General features: G+C 47.1%; 14 protein-coding genes and 1 pseudogene. 12 read left to right on the forward strand and 3 right to left on the reverse strand.

What is annotated here, in order from left to right:
• Window positions 1–74: 74 nt before the first annotated feature.
• Both ftsW and NST25_RS12155 read right to left on the reverse strand, forming a co-directional pair.
• On the reverse strand, window positions 75–1,316 hold the full coding sequence (gene ftsW, locus NST25_RS12150; protein ID WP_081388260.1) for a putative lipid II flippase FtsW: 1,242 nt from the start codon (window positions 1,314–1,316) through the stop codon (window positions 75–77).
• Window positions 1,313–1,660, reverse strand: coding sequence for a YugN family protein (locus NST25_RS12155; RefSeq protein ID WP_036686159.1), 348 nt, complete (start codon window positions 1,658–1,660; stop codon window positions 1,313–1,315). The genes ftsW and NST25_RS12155 overlap by 4 nt, the downstream gene beginning before the upstream one ends.
• 239 nt (window positions 1,661–1,899) lie before the next feature.
• Between NST25_RS12155 and NST25_RS12160 the strand changes: the two genes are divergently transcribed.
• From NST25_RS12160 to NST25_RS12205, 10 genes and pseudogenes are all read left to right on the forward strand, one after another.
• Complete coding sequence (locus tag NST25_RS12160; protein ID WP_076301804.1) at window positions 1,900–3,081, forward strand: M20 family metallopeptidase; 1,182 nt, start codon at window positions 1,900–1,902, stop codon at window positions 3,079–3,081.
• A 63-nt stretch (window positions 3,082–3,144) separates the two neighbouring features.
• On the forward strand, window positions 3,145–3,576 hold the full coding sequence (locus NST25_RS12165) for a CBS domain-containing protein (protein ID WP_076129131.1): 432 nt from the start codon (window positions 3,145–3,147) through the stop codon (window positions 3,574–3,576).
• Window positions 3,577–3,695: 119 nt separating this feature from the next.
• Window positions 3,696–5,408, forward strand: a complete 1,713-nt coding sequence (locus NST25_RS12170; protein WP_076280364.1) for a DNA repair helicase XPB — start codon at window positions 3,696–3,698, stop codon at window positions 5,406–5,408.
• On the forward strand, window positions 5,405–7,330 hold the full coding sequence (locus NST25_RS12175; protein ID WP_076304156.1) for a helicase-associated domain-containing protein: 1,926 nt from the start codon (window positions 5,405–5,407) through the stop codon (window positions 7,328–7,330). The genes NST25_RS12170 and NST25_RS12175 overlap by 4 nt, the downstream gene beginning before the upstream one ends.
• Window positions 7,331–7,350: 20 nt before the next feature.
• On the forward strand, window positions 7,351–7,788 hold the full coding sequence (locus NST25_RS12180; RefSeq protein ID WP_076129134.1) for a YlbF family regulator: 438 nt from the start codon (window positions 7,351–7,353) through the stop codon (window positions 7,786–7,788).
• A 40-nt stretch (window positions 7,789–7,828) separates the two neighbouring features.
• Window positions 7,829–8,092 carry a YlbG family protein gene (locus NST25_RS12185; protein WP_036686170.1) on the forward strand — a complete coding sequence of 88 codons (264 nt, stop codon included), beginning with the start codon at window positions 7,829–7,831 and terminating at the stop codon, window positions 8,090–8,092.
• 164 nt (window positions 8,093–8,256) lie between these two features.
• The gene (locus NST25_RS12190; protein WP_076129159.1) at window positions 8,257–8,694 is read left to right on the forward strand and encodes a hypothetical protein; all 438 of its coding nucleotides are present in this window, start codon (window positions 8,257–8,259) and stop codon (window positions 8,692–8,694) included.
• A gap of 161 nt (window positions 8,695–8,855) precedes the next feature.
• Window positions 8,856–9,755 (forward strand): selenium metabolism-associated LysR family transcriptional regulator, encoded by a 900-nt coding sequence (locus NST25_RS12195; RefSeq protein WP_076129135.1) that lies wholly within the window; start codon window positions 8,856–8,858, stop codon window positions 9,753–9,755.
• Between the two features lie 23 nt (window positions 9,756–9,778).
• A pseudogene (locus tag NST25_RS12200) lies at window positions 9,779–10,231 on the forward strand (GNAT family N-acetyltransferase); the annotation flags it as partial.
• Window positions 10,232–10,303: 72 nt separating this feature from the next.
• Complete coding sequence (locus NST25_RS12205) at window positions 10,304–11,191, forward strand: PHP domain-containing protein (RefSeq protein ID WP_340394398.1); 888 nt, start codon at window positions 10,304–10,306, stop codon at window positions 11,189–11,191.
• Window positions 11,192–11,278: 87 nt separating this feature from the next.
• Here the strand turns inward: NST25_RS12205 and NST25_RS12210 are convergent, their stop codons facing one another.
• Window positions 11,279–13,168, reverse strand: coding sequence for an NFACT RNA binding domain-containing protein (locus NST25_RS12210; protein WP_076219511.1), 1,890 nt, complete (start codon window positions 13,166–13,168; stop codon window positions 11,279–11,281).
• Between the two features lie 291 nt (window positions 13,169–13,459).
• Between NST25_RS12210 and NST25_RS12215 the strand changes: the two genes are divergently transcribed.
• Together NST25_RS12215 and dapF are read left to right on the forward strand one after the other, a co-directional pair.
• Window positions 13,460–16,276: a calcium-translocating P-type ATPase, SERCA-type gene (locus NST25_RS12215; RefSeq protein ID WP_076189874.1), complete on the forward strand. Its 2,817-nt coding sequence runs from the start codon at window positions 13,460–13,462 to the stop codon at window positions 16,274–16,276.
• Between the two features lie 137 nt (window positions 16,277–16,413).
• Window positions 16,414–17,250 carry a diaminopimelate epimerase gene (gene dapF / locus NST25_RS12220; RefSeq protein WP_076129138.1) on the forward strand — a complete coding sequence of 279 codons (837 nt, stop codon included), beginning with the start codon at window positions 16,414–16,416 and terminating at the stop codon, window positions 17,248–17,250.
• The last annotated feature ends 61 nt before the right edge of the window (window positions 17,251–17,311 follow it).

The raw sequence follows: 17,311 nt of genomic DNA on the forward strand, positions 1-17,311 counted from the left end.
AAAAAGCAGTCCAAGGTTAATTCCCTGGGCTGCTTTTTTATGTGTAAATTCCCTAACCTCCGGCTTTATAAAGCTTACCGGGAACGAACCTGTCTAACCGTTGTTACAGATTTCGTTACTTCCTCTTTGGCAGGAAGGTTGGTTTCTCTTGAGATGCTTAGCATAATTCCCATGCACAGCATGCTGACAAGGAGTGAAGAGCCCCCGTAGCTGATAAACGGCAAGGTAACGCCGGTAAGAGGGATTGTATTGGTTACACCGCCGATATTGACAAAGGCCTGAATGGCTATGAGGCCCATAATCCCAATTCCGACGAGCGTACCAAAGGGATCCTTACACCTTAAAGCGATTAGAATACCTCGCCAGATAAAATACAAATATAACATCAAAAATATGGAGGTCCCAAGAAAGCCGAACTCTTCACCAATTACGGGGAAGATAAAGTCCGTATAAGGGTATTTTAGATAGTCCAGCTTTTGAATGCTTTTGCCGAAGCCGGAACCACTTACTCCACCTTGGCCAAGAGCGGTTAAGGATTGAATAATGTTATAACCATCACCCTCAGCAACCTGATAAGGATCTAAAAAGGCAACGATACGACCTTTTCTATAATCCTGAGTGTCAGTGGCTTTATCGGATGGAGATAAGGAATCAATCGCTGCTTTGGCGCCTACAACTAGTCCTACACCCAGCACTAGCAGTGCTATAGAGCCCAGAATATGCTTCATGCTGGCACCGCCGGCATAAATAACAAGTCCGCTGGTAGCTACGAGAATGAGGCAAGAACCTAAATCCGGCTGCATCATTATAAGTCCGGCAACAATACCCACGATGACCATTACAGGGATATATCCTGTACGGAAATCTCTAAACCGTTCACCTTTTTTGGTGATGAGTGCTGAGATATACAGGATAATCGATATTTTGGCTAATTCGGTGGGTTGAATTCCAAGTTTTCCGATACTAAGCCAGCTCTTGGCACCATTAATTTTTTCAGAGAAGGCTACCACGAGCAGAAGTATAACGGTGATGATAAAAATAGGTACATACCACTTCTTAAACTTACTGTAGTGAATGTTCATAGCTATAAACATAACAACGGTTCCGAGTACGATCCAGATCACTTGGCGTTTAATGAAATATAGAGGGTCATTACCGAACTTCGAGCTTGCTAAGGTTAAGCTTGAGCTAGCACTGAAGACCATGACTAGACCGAAACCCACAAGTAGTAGTGTTAAGATAAGTAGTTGGAAATCGGGTGTTCCTCTTTTGGGCAGGCTGACATTTTGTTTCGTCGTTCCCTTTCTGTTACTCAAGCCTCTAACAGCTGCTTTAATTCAAGAATCCGCTTAGCAGCAGTGTCCAATACTGGTTTTGGCACCGGAGATTCATATTCCAGGCCATGAGGGAAGGTTGCTTTTCCTAAGTATACGGCTTCAATTGCAAGTACGGCATCAGACTTCTCTAGCTTTCCCTCGACAGCGCGAGTGTTAATGCGTAGGAAGTATTCGCCACCATCCTGTGGGTCTTCAATTTTGCAGTCGTAAGTGGCACGATAGTATTCCCATTGCCAGCGGATGAAGCCAGCTTTTGTGGCACTCTCGTCCAGATAGAGAAGATCACTCTTCAATCCTACGAGGCCCGTGTTCTCAAAAATCATAGCACGCATATCCCCCTTATGAAGTATAATGATGAATTTCTGATCCGATTGCTGATGTTCTACCTCATGATAGTATGTTTCTAAAGGTTGTGCAAGAGTAGGCAGTGCCTAACAATACCCAGTTTTTTGCGTTTCTGCTACAATAAAAGAATTATAGTCGTTCGCGGCTGGAACAAAGTGAACAGGACTGCTATCGCTTGCTATGGATGCGGGTTTATCGAGAAGGGGATGGAGAACTTATGAAGAGCTTAGCGGTTGATTCGCTCATGCCGGAGATCGTAGAATGGAGACGCCATTTGCATCGTCATCCGGAGTTGTCTTTTCATGAAAAGGAAACGTCAGCATTTATAGCAGATAAGTTAGCCAAATTCGGAATTGAAGTCAGAAGAAGCGGGACAGGGTATGGTGTGCTTGGCATACTACGGGGAAAGCGGCCGGGGAAAACCGTTGTTCTTCGCGCGGATATGGACGCCCTACCTATTAAAGAGGAGAATAAGAAGGATTACGTTTCGCAAAATGAAGGGGTAATGCATGCCTGTGGACATGATGGCCACACTTCCATACTGCTCGGTGTAGCCTCTTACTACAGCAGCCGGCTTGAGGAGCTGGAAGGCGAGCTGCGTTTTCTTTTTCAGCCCGCAGAGGAAGTATGCCCAGGAGGGGCGCAGGGAATGATTGCCGAAGGCATGTTAGAAGGAGCGGATGCGGTGTATGGTCTGCATCTGTGGACTCCATTGCCTATGGGAACTGTAGGGAGTGCTCCGGGACCGTTGATGGCATCTGCGGACGAGTTTTTTATAGATATCATTGGCAAAGGCGGACACGGCGGCATGCCGAACCGTACCATTGATAGCATCGTGGCGGGAGCGGCGCTGGTGACCCAGCTCCAGAGCATTGTAAGCCGCTCTGTGAACCCGCTGGAGCCCGCTGTACTCAGTGTAGGGACCATCCAAGGAGGATTCGCCCAAAATGTCATTGCCGAGCAATGCAGGATCACAGGGACAGTACGGGCATTCGACGAGGAGACACGGCATTTGATACGCCAGCGAATCGAAGAAATGACCGTTTCTATTGCCAGCGCTTACGGGGCAGAAGCTAAGATAGATTACGTTATGGGATATCCTCCCCTCGTAAATCACGATGGTGAAGTGCAGCGGTTTTTCGAGGTGGCCCCAGCGGCTTTAGGAGAATCTGTTGAAGTGATTCGGATGGAAAAGCTGATGCCAGCTGAGGATTTTGCCTATTATGTTAAGGAGATTCCAGGCTGCTTTATGTTTGTGGGTGCCGGAAATCCGGATAAAGAGGCTGACTATCCACATCATCATAGCAAATTTGATTTTGACGAAGATGCCATGCTGCACGGAATGAAGCTGCTCATTGCTATGGCGAATTCCTGTATGCGTGAGAACACAATCGTATAATTTCGTTTCATAGAGGAGAACCTATTCCCATAACATGGAGACCATGATTAGGAGGGTTCATTCTTGAAGACAGTGAAAGAGGTTATGACGAAGGAGCCTGCAACGGTTACGCTGCAAGATAATGTGTATGAAGTTGCCGTGAAAATGCGAGATTATGACACTGGATTTATACCTGTTGTTGATAATGAAGAACATAAGACACTGCTCGGTGTAATTACTGACCGCGATCTCGTGATTAGAGGTTATGCGGCTAAACATCCTGGTTCAACCTCAGTGGAAACTGTAATGAGTAAAGAGATTCAGGCCGTCTCGGAGAATACTTCAGTAGATGAGGCTGCAGAGTTAATGGCTGGCTGGCAAATTCGCAGGCTGGCGGTGACACGTGACCAGAAGCTGGTGGGCGTAGTGTCGATTGGAGATCTGGCTGTGCGCGACATTTTTGCGGATGAAGCTGGTGAAGCCCTCCATGATATTTCGCAGCAGCACTTACATTAAATAGTCAGATAGGGAAGCTCATGACCGTTATGCGGGGATGGGCTTTTTCCTGTTATATGAAAATAAACAAAATTACATAGCGCAAGCTTAAATCACTTGAACACTAGGGAGGAAAAGCTATGAATGGATCAGGAGCTTGCATCGTACGCAGGGACCGGACAATTTTACTGGAATGTGCTCATCCGGATTTTGAGGTGGCAAGGAAAAAGCTAGGGACCTTCGCGGAGCTGATAAAAAGTCCTCCTGCTTACCATACCTACCGAATTACCCCTTTATCTCTTTGGAATGCAGCTGCGCTTAATTATACTGCTGAGGAGATTATCACTAGCCTGCATCACCTTGCACGCTGGGGTGTTCCCACAGGATTGGAGGAGGAAATTGAAACTCTTTTGTCCAGATATGGAAAGCTGACTCTTCATGGCCAAGAGACTCAGAATGAGGTCGTTATGTTAAGAGCGGATGCTCCTGAGCTTTTGAATGAATTGAGTGATGTACAAGGTCTAAAAGCGTTGGGTCTACTGAGAATAAATCCTCTGGAATGCTCGTGCCCCGCGGAGAATAGAGGGCTTTTGAAACAAGAGCTGATGAGATTGGGGTATCCAGTTCTCGACTACGCCGGATATCATGAAGGGCAAGCGCTTAGCTTGACCTGGAAGGAGAATCTCGATACCTGCAAGGCTGATTCGGCAAACGATTCATTTGGCTTACGTGAATATCAGCAGGAGGCCGTTCAGCTGTTTCAAGGGACAGAAGGACAAGGGGGAAGCGGTGTGGTGGTGCTGCCTTGTGGCGCAGGGAAGACAATTGTAGGAGTAGCAGTACTTGAAAGTCTCCAATGTGAAACCCTGATTTTAACTTCAAATACAACGTCCGTAAGGCAATGGATGGATGAATTGCTGGAGCGAACAGATTTGGCTGGGGAGGCAGTTGGTGAATATTCGGGTGAAAAAAGAGAAGTGCGGCCAGTCACCATTGCCACCTATCAAATATTAACGCATCGTTCGTCCAAAGACGGTCCGTTTCTCCATATGAAGCTGTTTAACGAACGCAATTGGGGCTTGATTATATATGATGAGGTTCACCTGCTTCCAGCGCCTGTATTTCGGGCTACAGCAGACATTCAGGCTACACGTCGACTGGGGCTTACAGCCACTTTGGTTAGAGAAGACGGGAAGGAAGGGGATGTGTTCTCTTTAATCGGACCGAAACGCTACGATTTGCCTTGGAAGGAGCTGGAGCAGCAGGGCTGGATCGCTGAAGTGGAATGTGTAGAGATCATTGTGCCGATGAATCCGGAGCTTAAACAAGAATATATGTACGCGGCGGCAAAAGAAAAATTTCGTATGGCTTCCTGCAATCCTGCCAAAGCTGAAATTGTAGCCAAGCTTCTAAAGGTCCATACAGGTTCTTCGGTGCTGGTTATTGGACAATATCTCGACCAGTTAAGTGAACTGGCTGACAGGATCGGGGCGCCTTTAATTACCGGCAAAACGAAGCAGCGTGAAAGAGACGAGCTATATGCGGCTTTTAACGAGGGAGATATACAGGTACTGGTGGTGTCAAAAGTAGCGAATTTCGCGGTGAATTTACCTGACGCGTCAATTGCTATTGAAGTCTCGGGAGCTTATGGATCACGGCAGGAGGAAGCCCAGCGACTAGGTCGAATCCTCCGTCCCAAAGCGGGGGAGAATAAAGCCTATTTCTATACACTGGTATCTGAAGATAGCCGGGAACAGGATTTCGCTTTGCGACGCCGGATGTTTTTGACTGAGCAGGGCTATGAATATGTCGTTAAAAAGATGCCGAGTGGAGAGGAGAGAACCATCCATTGAACCAGCTGTCTACAGAAGCATTAGAGGTCTTAAAGCGATTATGTGCAGCTTATGCTGCCCAGCCGTTTGAGGAAGGGAAGGAAGAACGATTGCGCCCTGTGGCGCTTTGTCGTGCTGAGCAAAAGCTTGCAATGAACGAATTGCGCCGCGAGGGGCTGTTAACTGCAAGGCATAAAATATTAGGCGAAAAGCTGTACCAGATTCCTGTTGATCAGCTGCCGGCAATTGAACAAGAATTTTTCCCGTATCAGCCGCAATTCATTGCCGGGCATTTAGTGAGTCTTACCATGGAAGCAGGAGCCGGACTGGCGATAGATTTGTTTCGGGCTTTGCTGTTCACCGCTTGGGAAGGGTTGCCGCTGACAGCCAAGGGGATTATTCATAAAAAGCATCTTAACCGCTTAGCGGCGCAGCTCTCTTTTGGGGAGGAGCATTTGCAAGGGCTCTCCGTAGGTTCTCTATTAGAGGAACAGAAAACTCTTTCTGTCATTGTGACGGTAGACATCCTGCTGTGTCTTGGACTTATCCACAGGCAGAACACCGGATACACGCTTGATCTGGAGCTGTTGGATCGTTGGCTGCAGCTTCCTGAAGCGACGATGAGTGACATTCTTTATGGGATAGTAATTAATCGCTCTGGAAGCGTGGGGCCAGCCGATCAACATTTTCGTTATATAATTTCTAATGCAGATTTTATCCCCGGGAAATGGATAATGCTGCCCGCACTATTAGACTGGATGATGGCTTCTAATCTCACAGGTAACGTTGCCCGTAATGAGCTTGAGAAGTCAAGCTTGAACTGGTTACGTTGTTTAACAGGCTTTGGCTGGTGTGAACTGGGAGAAACCGCTGAGGGCATGTTGTGTTTTCGCTGGACCGCTGCTAAGCCAATGCTATCTGCTGAGAGGGGATCATTCGCTGCTGTTGGGTCTGGAGATACACAGGAACAGTTTATTGTGCAGCCGGATTTCGAGGTGCTGGTTCCACCGGAGGTCCCCTATTCTGTACGATGGACACTGGCTGGCTGCGCTGAGCTCCAGCAAAGTGATACGATATGGAGCTTCCGGCTGACGAAAGAGAGGTTGGAACTTGCAGCTGAGCGTGGAATGTCACCGAATGACATCATCTCCTGGATAAGTGAGCATGCAATGGGCGGGCTTCCTTCGGTGGTTCAAATGTCCCTTGAGCAATGGGCAAAAAGCATTGGCCGTACTTCACTATCGCAAGTAATTCTCTTGACCTGTCAGACGGAAGCCGATGGAGCTGCTATCGCAGCTCATCCGCGTTTACAGGAGAATCTTGAACGTATCGGTCCTTTACATTTCATAGTGGACCCGGAATATATGGAACAGATACGAAAAGAACTGTACTCCGCGGGGCTAGCGCCTTCCAGAATCATTGGAGGACAGGTGGAGGATACAAACGTAGGGTGGTGTTGGTTTCCTGATGAAACAGGAAACCCCGAAGCTACGTATGTTCTTCCAGAGCTGAATGTAGAACTAGGATTGCTGTCCAAAGGGAATCCTTTTCTTAACCTGCCGGTTATTGCTCCTGAACAAGAGGAGGAGATTCTCTTCGGTGGAGAAAATGTACCGCAGATCTGGAGCAAAGAATGGCGGCATTATCATAGCTCGACTGCACAAAAGGTGATGGAGCAAGGGTTAAGATGGGGAGTCAAGGTGCGTTTTGCACTAAAAGATCAGATGTTAGATTTTATCCCTTCCCGCATAAGCGGAAATCCATGGAGAGTTTCCGGACAGCTGCTCTATCACGATGGTGAAACGGTTGAAGATATAGAGCTCACTCCGGAAGACTGGAAGGAAATGAAGTTAGTTATTCCCAAAGGACGAAGAAATTCCTCTTCTGCTCAAGCGAGTGATTATGGTATGATAGAAAAGTCTACTGAATCGGTAGATCATTAACGAAGAAAAGAGCTGAGTTCATGAGCGTAGCTGAAATAAATACGGTCGATATGGCTGAAGTGCTGACATACGCCTATGAATTAGGCGATATGATTAATCAATCCGCCGAGGTGTCGGATTACTTATACTGGAAAGGACGGGTTGATACGAACCCCGAAATTCAGGCCATGGTCAAACGACTTCAGACTAAGAAGGAGTTGTTTGAAGAAACACAGCGATTCGGACATTTCCACCCGAATTATCATTCAGCAAAGGATGAGGTTTCGGCAGTAGAAGCGGAACTGGAGCGGTTCGAAGAAGTTGTTCGTTTCAAGCTGGCAGAGAAGACCCTTGACGACATTCTGCATTCCATGTCGGAAGCGATTGCTTTTTCAGTATCCGATAGCATTAAAGTACCAAGTAATGATCCTTCCCCTAAAGGTGGATGCGGCAGCGGGGGAAAATGCTCCTGCGGATAAGCTTCCCTTAGGATTTAGAGAGAGAAAGGCGGTTTAGCTTATGTTTGCGGAACGGACAGGATACATCATTTGGGTAAGTGACGTTAAAGCGGCACGTAACCTTGAGAAATACGGAACATTACATTATGTTTCTCGGAAAATGCATTATGCAGTTATGTATGTAAATGCAGAACGGGCCGAGGAAGTTATGAAGAATGTCCGCAGACTCTCCTATGTGCGGAAGATTGAAAGATCTTATCGTAACGAAATTAAGACAGAGTATACTAGTAATGGACCGGACAAGTCCCGTAATTACAGTATGTGATTCCAGGAGATAAACAGGCGCTTAAACAGCGCCTGTTTTTTTTATGCTTATTTACAAAAAAACGCCATTACTCTCGACGGTAGAAACTTGTACAACTTTCGGCAATGAGGTAAGATGACAACATTAAGTGCATACTAAGACCCTTATGGTGGAGTGTGATGATGATGCGCAACAAGGGGACGGATTGGCCCAGCACTTATGAGCCCTTCCACATCATGCTGAACGATTACAGGGTCGCTGATATCGTTATAACCAATCATGCGAAGAGCCGTTATATGGACCGCATCAGCAATGGTGCAAGCAATGCCGAAGAGGTCGCTGCATGGATGTGGCAGTGCCTAATGCAGAATCGGATCAAGCCCTTTTCAAGCAGTGATTATAACGCATATTTAATTGACGATGACTCTGTAGTAATCGCTGAGTTTACGGAATTGACAGGTGAGAGAGATCTCTCAGGCCAGCCATTATATTCTATGATCATCGTTTCGTTTCTTGGGAGAATCTCGGAGATGCCACAGTTGAGAGATTTAAAGACCTATTTTTCACTGCTGCGCAATTCTCACCGCACAAAGCTGTCGAAGAAGAAACGAAGACGCAAATAGTCTATAAAGAAACGGGCAAGAGGCATGCGGCGAGTCTGCATGTCCTTTTTAAAAATATAAGAATTTATATACTGCACGATTATAATATTCTTAAGTTTCTACGAGAAACGATTGTCGTCTTTAAAGGACGTTCTTTTTTGTAATATAAGGAGTTGCGAAGCATGAACTTTCATCAGCTGCATATTTTTTATACGGTCTCCGAGCGGGGAAGCTTCTCGGCGGCGGCGCAGACTTTACATATGACTCAACCAGCTGTGACCATGCAGGTACAGGCACTGGAGGATTATTTTGGCACCAAATTGTTTAACCGTTCCACCAAAAAAATCGTACTCTCCGAAGCAGGGCACACCCTGATGCCATACGCGCTGCGCAGTATTCAGCTGATGCGTGAGACGGATCAAGCGATGTCAGCATTCACACATATGCTGGAGGGGCGGCTGCAGCTTGGGGCGAGTCTTACGATAGGAGAATACGTGCTGCCACGGCTGTTAGGCCCTTTCGGAAAGCAATATCCTAACATTTCAATTATGATGAAAGTGATGAATACCTCGCAAATTATGGAGGAAATCCTCAAGCATCAACTGAATTTCGGCTTAATTGAAGCTCCGGTCACACATCCAGACATGGAGATCGAGCCCGTGATGGGGGATGAGCTAAAGTTGATCGTGCCACATGATCATCCACTTGCGGAGCAGCAAGAGGTTACCTTGGAGCAAGTGCTTCAGCATCCTTTTGTATTGCGTGAGCAGGGCTCAGGAACGCGGCGTGTGATGGAGGAGCAGCTGTTCTCCAAGGGACTTGATCCGGGAACTATGAAGATCGTGATGGAGCTTGGAAGTACGGGAGCTGTGAAATCAGCGGTGGAAGCAGGTCTTGGCATAACGATCATATCGACCTCTTCGGTCAAGCATGAAGTTGCGCTGGGACTGTTGAAAATTGTGAATATCTCCGATGCCTCTTTTAAAAGACAATTCTACGCCATTCATCTAAAATCAACACTGCTGCCAATTTCTGCAGTAACCTTCCTGACTTATTTGCGTGAGCATTCGAATCAAATCTGATAGTTAAAGCGGGGGATATTACAATGTCAATTGTTCTACGTGGAGAAAAGCTAGTATTGCGCGATATTACAGAGGCTGATTTTCAGAAGCTTTATTATCACTATCATGAAGCTGAAGACCGTGAACACTTGAAATGGGATGGTCCCTATAAATCTCTGGCACATCAAAGATTCGAAAAGTTTACCGAGGACTACATAGGTCATTTGGCGTTAGTTGAGACGGAAACCCCGCGTAACCTGTTGATCATAGAAATAGACGGCAAGGTAAAGGGCAAAGTAGGGCGCTACTGGATATCGCAAGAAACCAACTGGATGGAGATTGGTATAGTAATCTTTGATTCTAGTTATTGGTCAGGTGGTTACGGTACGGAAGCGTTTAAGATGTGGATAGATTATTTATTTAATTCTCTTGATACAGTCCGTCTTGGAATAGGCACCTGGTCAGGGAATAAAAGAATGATCGGGTTGGCAGCGAAATGTGGCATGGTGGAGGAAGCTCGCGTCCGTAAAGCACGAATCGTGCGAGGAGAATACTATGATGCCATAAAAATGGGGATTCTGCGGGAAGAGTGGGAGAATTCAGGTAACCTATCTGCTAAGGATGTATGCGACCTCCATACCCATACTCAAGCCTCTGACGGCATGCAGCCGCCAGCGGAGAATGTACGGCTTGCTAAGGAGAAGGGGCTAAGCGCTGTTGCCATTACGGATCATGATACAGTAGCTGGCGTGAAGGAAGCCTGTGAAGCAGGAGAAAAGTACGGAATAACCGTTGTGCCTGGTGTAGAGATCAGTACGCGTGCTGGTGGCAAAGACATTCATGTGCTGGGCTATTATGTTGATCCTGAGAATGAACAATTTCTCTCACGTTTGGAAGGGCTAAGAGATACCCGGGCACTTAGGAATGAAGCGATAATTACCAAGCTGCAAGACCTTGGGATTGCGATTACCTTGGAACAGGTTATAGCGGGGATTGGGCGGGAATTGAAGCCTGACGAAAGCATCGGCCGGCCACATATTGCCGACGAGCTGGTTCGGCTTGGGGCAGCTACCGATATGAGAGATGCCTTCAACAAGTATTTGGCCGAGGGTGCAGCAGCCTATGTGTCACCTCCCAGAATCACACCGGAGGAAGCTTGCGAGTGGATCATTGAGGCAGGAGGGTCTCCAGTATTAGCCCACCCGGGCTTGTACGGGGATGACCTTCTGGTGCGAGATATTCTGGAGCAAGGCGCTTTTAAAGGGATTGAGGTCTATCACTCTGATCACGGACCTGCGGAAGAAGAACGTTATCAAGTTATGGCTGAGGATTATAATCTGTTAATAACCGGAGGTTCTGACTTTCATGGTGCCCGTCAAGGCGTAATTTTTCACGGGGATATCGGCAGTGTTACGGTTTCTACAGAAGTACTGAAGTTTTTAAACAAGAAGGCATGAAATTAGTCGATTTGCGGAGCGAATTATAAAAACCTCCAGCCTTAGATGTTCAACATCTGCAGCTGGAGGTTTCTTTATATCTAGTAGTTAGCTTCTCAAAGTATTTGGAAGACTCTTAATTCTTTCCTCATTAGGTGTTACGAACAGTGTCTTTTGATGATCATAGATTACAAATCCCGGCTTGGAACCGCTTGGCTTACGTACATAGCGGATCAATGTACAGTCCACAGGCACACTGCTGGACTGTTTGGCTTGGCTGAAATAAGCGGCAAGTTGAGCGGCTTCTTCTAGCGTTGCATCTCCAAATTGCTCACTTCGGATGACCACGTGTGATCCGGGGATGTCCTTGGTATGCAGCCAAGTATCATTCGGAGAAGCCAGCCGATTGGTGACGTATTCGTTCTGCAAATTATTTTTGCCGACATAAATATCGATTCCTTCCGAAGAGGTGAAGACCTGTAATGTGGGTCTGGTGGCCTTTTTCTTCTTTTTACCCTTTTTGCTCCGGTCACGCAGATAACCTTGGCTTACAAGCTCGTCGCGGATCTCCTCAATGTCGTTGAGGGAAGCGTGGGCAAGTTGCTGCAGCAGACTCTCCATATACAAAATTTCCTCATGCGTCTTCAAAAGCTGTTCATTAATAACAAGCAGGCTGTTTTTATATTTGTTGTATTTTTTGAAATAACGTTGTGCATTGTCCGAAGGATTTAATAACGGATCGAGCGGAACCACCATTTCCGCCTGATTTTCATCATAATAATTGACCAAGGAGGCTTCTTTATCCCCTTTGGATACCGCGTGTAATGAAGCGAAAAGCAACTCACCCCAAATGCGGTAACGATCAGCATCCTGAGCTTCGTCGAGATCCTTCTGCAAATTAGCGAGTTTTTTAACGTTTTTGCTCCGTTCATTGCTGAGGAAACGGATCAAATCACTCACCCGTTGCTTTACAGTATCGCGCTCGGCTTTATCCCCGTAATAATCCTCCATACATTCACTGATGGAGTTGTAATGTTTCGCACTCTCACCCAGAAGTGTTAAGGGGATCGCAGAAAAAATCATTTTACCTTTTGCGTTTGCACCTGCAACAGGAGAAAACTCGTTATCGCATACGGGTCCCATTACGGAATGGAAGGCAACCCATAATTTTGTTGGAAACGCTGCTTCGGTTTCTGTAACTTCGCCTTTATCCAAGGTGTTTCTCAGACGAAGAGCAATTTCACCAGCAATCAGCGGGCTCATTCCGCTGAAAGCATGTACCATCCAGCCTACCGGGTCAGCTGAGGGAGATGGACCGCCAGAGCCGTCAGGTTTTTGCTCTACTGCTTCTTTTGTGATCAGATTAGCAAGCTCTCCCTCAATGATTTCTTCTGGCTCAGCTTCCTCCTCAACATCCTCTATCAGCGCAGCTTCTTCAGCAGCCGAGATTAAATTGAGAAATTGCTCCTGGCCGATTTCCAAAGGGTTCAGCTTATGCTGCTGAGGCGGCTCTGTGTAGGCGATGCCGGGCATCACAATCCGATAGCTGCTAATCGATGGAGTTACATGATGAATGCCGTCTATGATCGTTCCAGAGCTGAGATCAGTAAGAATGATGTTACTGTGCCGACCCATGAGCTCTATGATGATCTTTTTGGCAAATACGTCACCAAGCTCATCTCTAGTCTTGACGTTTATGTGAATAATTCGTTCCATGCCTACCTGCGTAATGCTTTCAATGGTCCCTCCCTCACAATGCTTCCGCATAAGCATGCAGAACATGGGGGCTTCCGAAGGATTAATGCTGTTTCTTTCGGTAAAATGCACCCGAGGATACGTAGGATTAGCAGAGAGCAGCAGCTTGCCGCCGCCACCTGCGCCGCGCAGGTTAAAAATTAAATCGTGATTGTTCGGTTGATATATTTTTCCTATACGTGCACCTATGAATGATTGCAATTCGTGCACGATAGCTTTGGTAACAATGCCGTCTAATGCCATGATAAAGCTCTCCTGTCGCCGTGAAATGAATTTCTTAAATATAAGAAAGTAAAAGTTTCACACAATACTTTATGTCTTATATTTCTCGCTCAAACGCCTACCTGTCCTTATAAGGACGCCAAAGACGTTTATGCTTACCTCTCTATGATGCCATACTTTAGGACATTCGCGCAAAAGGGGAATTGGATAGGGGTGATATTATTGGACGACCTTGAATACATTTGTCATGAACAGGTGGAAAAGCTGTGCGCCGCCGGAAGTAAAGAAACGACCGGGAGGGAAAGAAAAGTCATGGAACAAAACAGTTGGCACCGTCTCGGTGCAGAAGAGCTGCAGAAAATGTTCAATGTCCAGCCAAGGACGGGCCTCAGTGATGAGGAAGCCGCGGAGAGACGAAAGGAGAACGGGTACAACGAGCTGTCGGAAGGAAAGACAGTATCTCCGTTTACCCTGCTGTTGAACCAGTTCAAGGATTTCATGGTGCTTGTGCTCATGGGTGCAACGCTTGTATCCGGGTTGCTAGGCGAATACTTGGATGCCATCACGATCATCGCGATTATCCTACTGAATGGAGCGCTTGGATTTGTTCAGGAGTTTCGCGCCGAACGTTCGCTCAGAGCTTTAAAGCAGCTCTCCGCACCTTCTGCGAAAGTGCTACGTGGAGGGAATAGCGAGATTATCCCAGCCAAGCTGTTGGTGCCAGGCGATATTGTCTTGCTGGAGAGTGGTGATCGGATTCCTGCTGATGTACGTTGGTTGGAATGCAGTGCTCTATATGTGGAAGAATCCGCACTTACTGGGGAATCATTGCCTGTCTCGAAGCATTCGGAAGCGATCCGTGCAGAAGAGATTCCGCTTGGTGATCAGAAGAATTTAGGCTTCATGGGCACTATGGTAACCAGAGGAACAGGGAGAGCTGTTGTAATCCGTACCGGTATGAATACGGAAATGGGTAAGATAGCAGATCTAATCCAAAATACGGATTCTCAGGAAACACCTTTGCAGCACCGGCTTGAGCAACTAGGAAAGATTCTGATCTACGTATCTCTGGGATTGACAATTGTAGTTGTGGCAGCAGGTATTCTGCATGGACAGCCTGCCACCTCCATGTTCTTGGCTGGTGTGAGCTTGGCAGTTGCCGCGATTCCGGAAGGGCTCCCCGCTATTGTAACTATTGCGCTTGCGCTAGGTGTGCAGCGGATGATCAAACGTAAAGCTATCGTTCGTAAATTGCCGTCAGTGGAAACGCTGGGCTGTGCCTCGGTAATCTGTTCAGACAAGACAGGAACTTTAACGCAGAATAAAATGACGGTGACCCGATTATGGACGGGTGGACGTGGTCTTGAGGTAACAGGCGAAGGGTATGCTCCAAATGGACAGGTTCTGGAGAAAGGTAAAGCAGTGGATCTAAAACATGATCAAAGCTTACGGCGGATGTTGCAGGTCGGCGCATTATGCAGTAACGCGGAAATCATCGAGACCTTCCAGTCTGAAGTGCGAGGCAAACGCAAAGGGAAGGATAAGGATGCTATTCTTGAAAAGTCTGCAGACAACACTTCCGTTTGGGAACTGAAGGGCGACCCGACTGAAGGAGCACTCGTGGCACTGTCAGGAAAGATGGGTCTGACCGCTCAGACGCTTGCTGTAACCTACACTCGTGAACAGGAATTTCCGTTTGATTCTGAACGGAAGCTGATGTCTGTGATCGTAGGCCATCCTGGAGGACGGATGGTATGTACAAAAGGTGCGCCCGATGTACTGCTCAATCGCTGCTCATACATGCTTTGGGAGGGCGGTGTTGTGCCTTGTACGCCGACTTTGCGGCAAAAGGTGCTTGATGCCAATGAGCAGATGGCTTCTGGAGCCCTTCGTGTGCTAGGTATGGCTTACCGGGATATGCGTCCAAATGAACATGTGAATAGTGAAAAGGATGCGGAGAATCAATTAGTCTTTATTGGTTTGGCTGGAATGATTGATCCGCCACGTCGTGAAGTCCGCGATGCCATCAGCGTCACACGCCGGGCCGGGATTAAGACGGTTATGATTACCGGTGACCATGGAACAACTGCCGAGGCTATTGCTCACCAGCTGGGAATTCTGCAGCGTGGTGGAACGGTGCTGACAGGTGCTCAGTTAACCCGGATGGATGATGATGAGCTGGATAAGGTATCGGACAATGTGTATGTATTCGCCCGCGTATCTCCAGAGCATAAGCTTCGGATCGTTAAATCGCTACAACGTCATGGTCACGTAGTGGCTATGACCGGAGATGGAGTGAATGACGCTCCAGCCATTAAGGCTGCGGATATCGGAATAGCCATGGGTATCACAGGCACAGATGTGACCAAGGAAGCATCATCACTTGTTCTCGGAGATGATAACTTCTCTACGATCGTTGCTGCCATCGAAGAAGGCAGAAACATCTATGAGAATATTCGTAAATTCATTCGTTATTTGTTGGCATCCAATGTAGGAGAAATTCTGACAATGTTCTTTGCCATGATGCTCGCTCTGCCATTGCCACTCGTTCCCATTCAAATCCTTTGGGTCAATCTGGTGACAGACGGACTGCCAGCGATGGCCCTTGGCGTGGATCAGCCCGAGAAGGATTTGATGGAGCATAAACCGCGTGGTGCGAAAGAGAATATTTTTGCCCGCCGCTTAGGCTGGAAAATTATAAGCCGTGGACTCTTAATTGGCTTATGTACGCTAGGAGCATTTTGGCTAACTTTACGTATAGCACCAGAGAATCCTGCACAATTGATTCGCGCACAGTCGGTGGCTTTTGCGACACTCGTTATGGCACAGTTGATCCACGTCTTCGATTGCCGCAGCTCGCGCTCAGTGTTCCACCGCAATCCGTTCCAGAATAAGTATCTAGTGCTTGCCGTATTGTCATCAGTCTTACTGATGCTGGCCGTAATGTACGTGCCTGTGCTCCAGCCTGTCTTCAAAACAGTGCCGCTCAATTTCCGCGAATGGTGTCTGGTGTTTGTAACAGCCGGAATCCCAACCTTCTTGATGGGTGCCGGCAGTGTTTGGGGCGGCAAACGTAATCGGGGGCGCAGCGGCAGTACGATGATAAAAAGTACAAAAATTTCAGCATAAAGTCAATACTAATGCTCCATTCCTAAAGGTATACTTGTTGCAGTTAACCGCTCATATGCTTGCGAAATGCTAAATTACACAGAACCTTAAGCTTAAGCGAATGCTAACATAACATAACCTTTAGGAGTGGACTTTTAATGGAATTTACAAAAATGCACGGCCTCGGTAATGACTTCATCGTTGTTTTCGGTGAGCAAGAGCTGCCAAGTAATGCAGCGGAGCTTGCTGTAACCCTATGCAACCGGTTCTTTGGAATCGGTGCTGACGGACTGGTATATATCCTTCCTTCTGAGCGTGGCGATTTCATGATGCGTATTATGAATTCTGATGGTTCGGAGGCGGAGCAGTGCGGAAATGCCATTCGCTGTGTCTCTAAATATGTATATGACCACGGACTGGTAAGCTCAGAGCAGATTGTAATAGAAACGATTGGTGCCGGAGAACAAAAGGTTACATTAAACGTGAAAGACGGTGTTGTGGAGACTGTAACCGTAGATATGGGCGAACCTGTATTGTCCGGTCTGCAAATTCCAGTATCTATTGATGCAGAGCCAGTGCTCTCTCAGCCGATTGAAGCGGACGGAACCGAATTTACGTTCACAGCGGTATCCATGGGAAATCCTCATTGCGTGATTTACGTAGAAGATGCAGTGAATTTTGATCTTGCCACATGGGGACCTAAGCTTGAGGTACATCCTTTGTTCCCGAGAAAAGTAAACGTTGAATTCGCAACGGTACTGGATCGGGGGAGAGTGGATATGCGTGTCTGGGAACGTGGGGCAGGACCTACGCTTGCCTGTGGCACTGGAGCCTGTGCAACCCTTGTCTCCTCTGTGCTGAACGATCTTACAGACCGGGCAGCTTGGATTAGTCTAAAGGGCGGCGATCTCTATATTGAATGGAATGAAGAGGATAATCATGTGTATATGACTGGACCTGCTGAGGTCGTATTCACGGGCAGTGTAGCAATATAAAAAAATAACAAAAAAGGCAGTCCAAGAGCGCATTCTTGGACTGCCTTTTTTGTGTTTCTAA

The sequence above is a fragment of the Paenibacillus sp. FSL E2-0190 genome (assembly GCF_037992965.1).
GTDB classification, from domain to species: Bacteria; Bacillota; Bacilli; order Paenibacillales; family Paenibacillaceae; genus Paenibacillus_AQ; species Paenibacillus_AQ odorifer.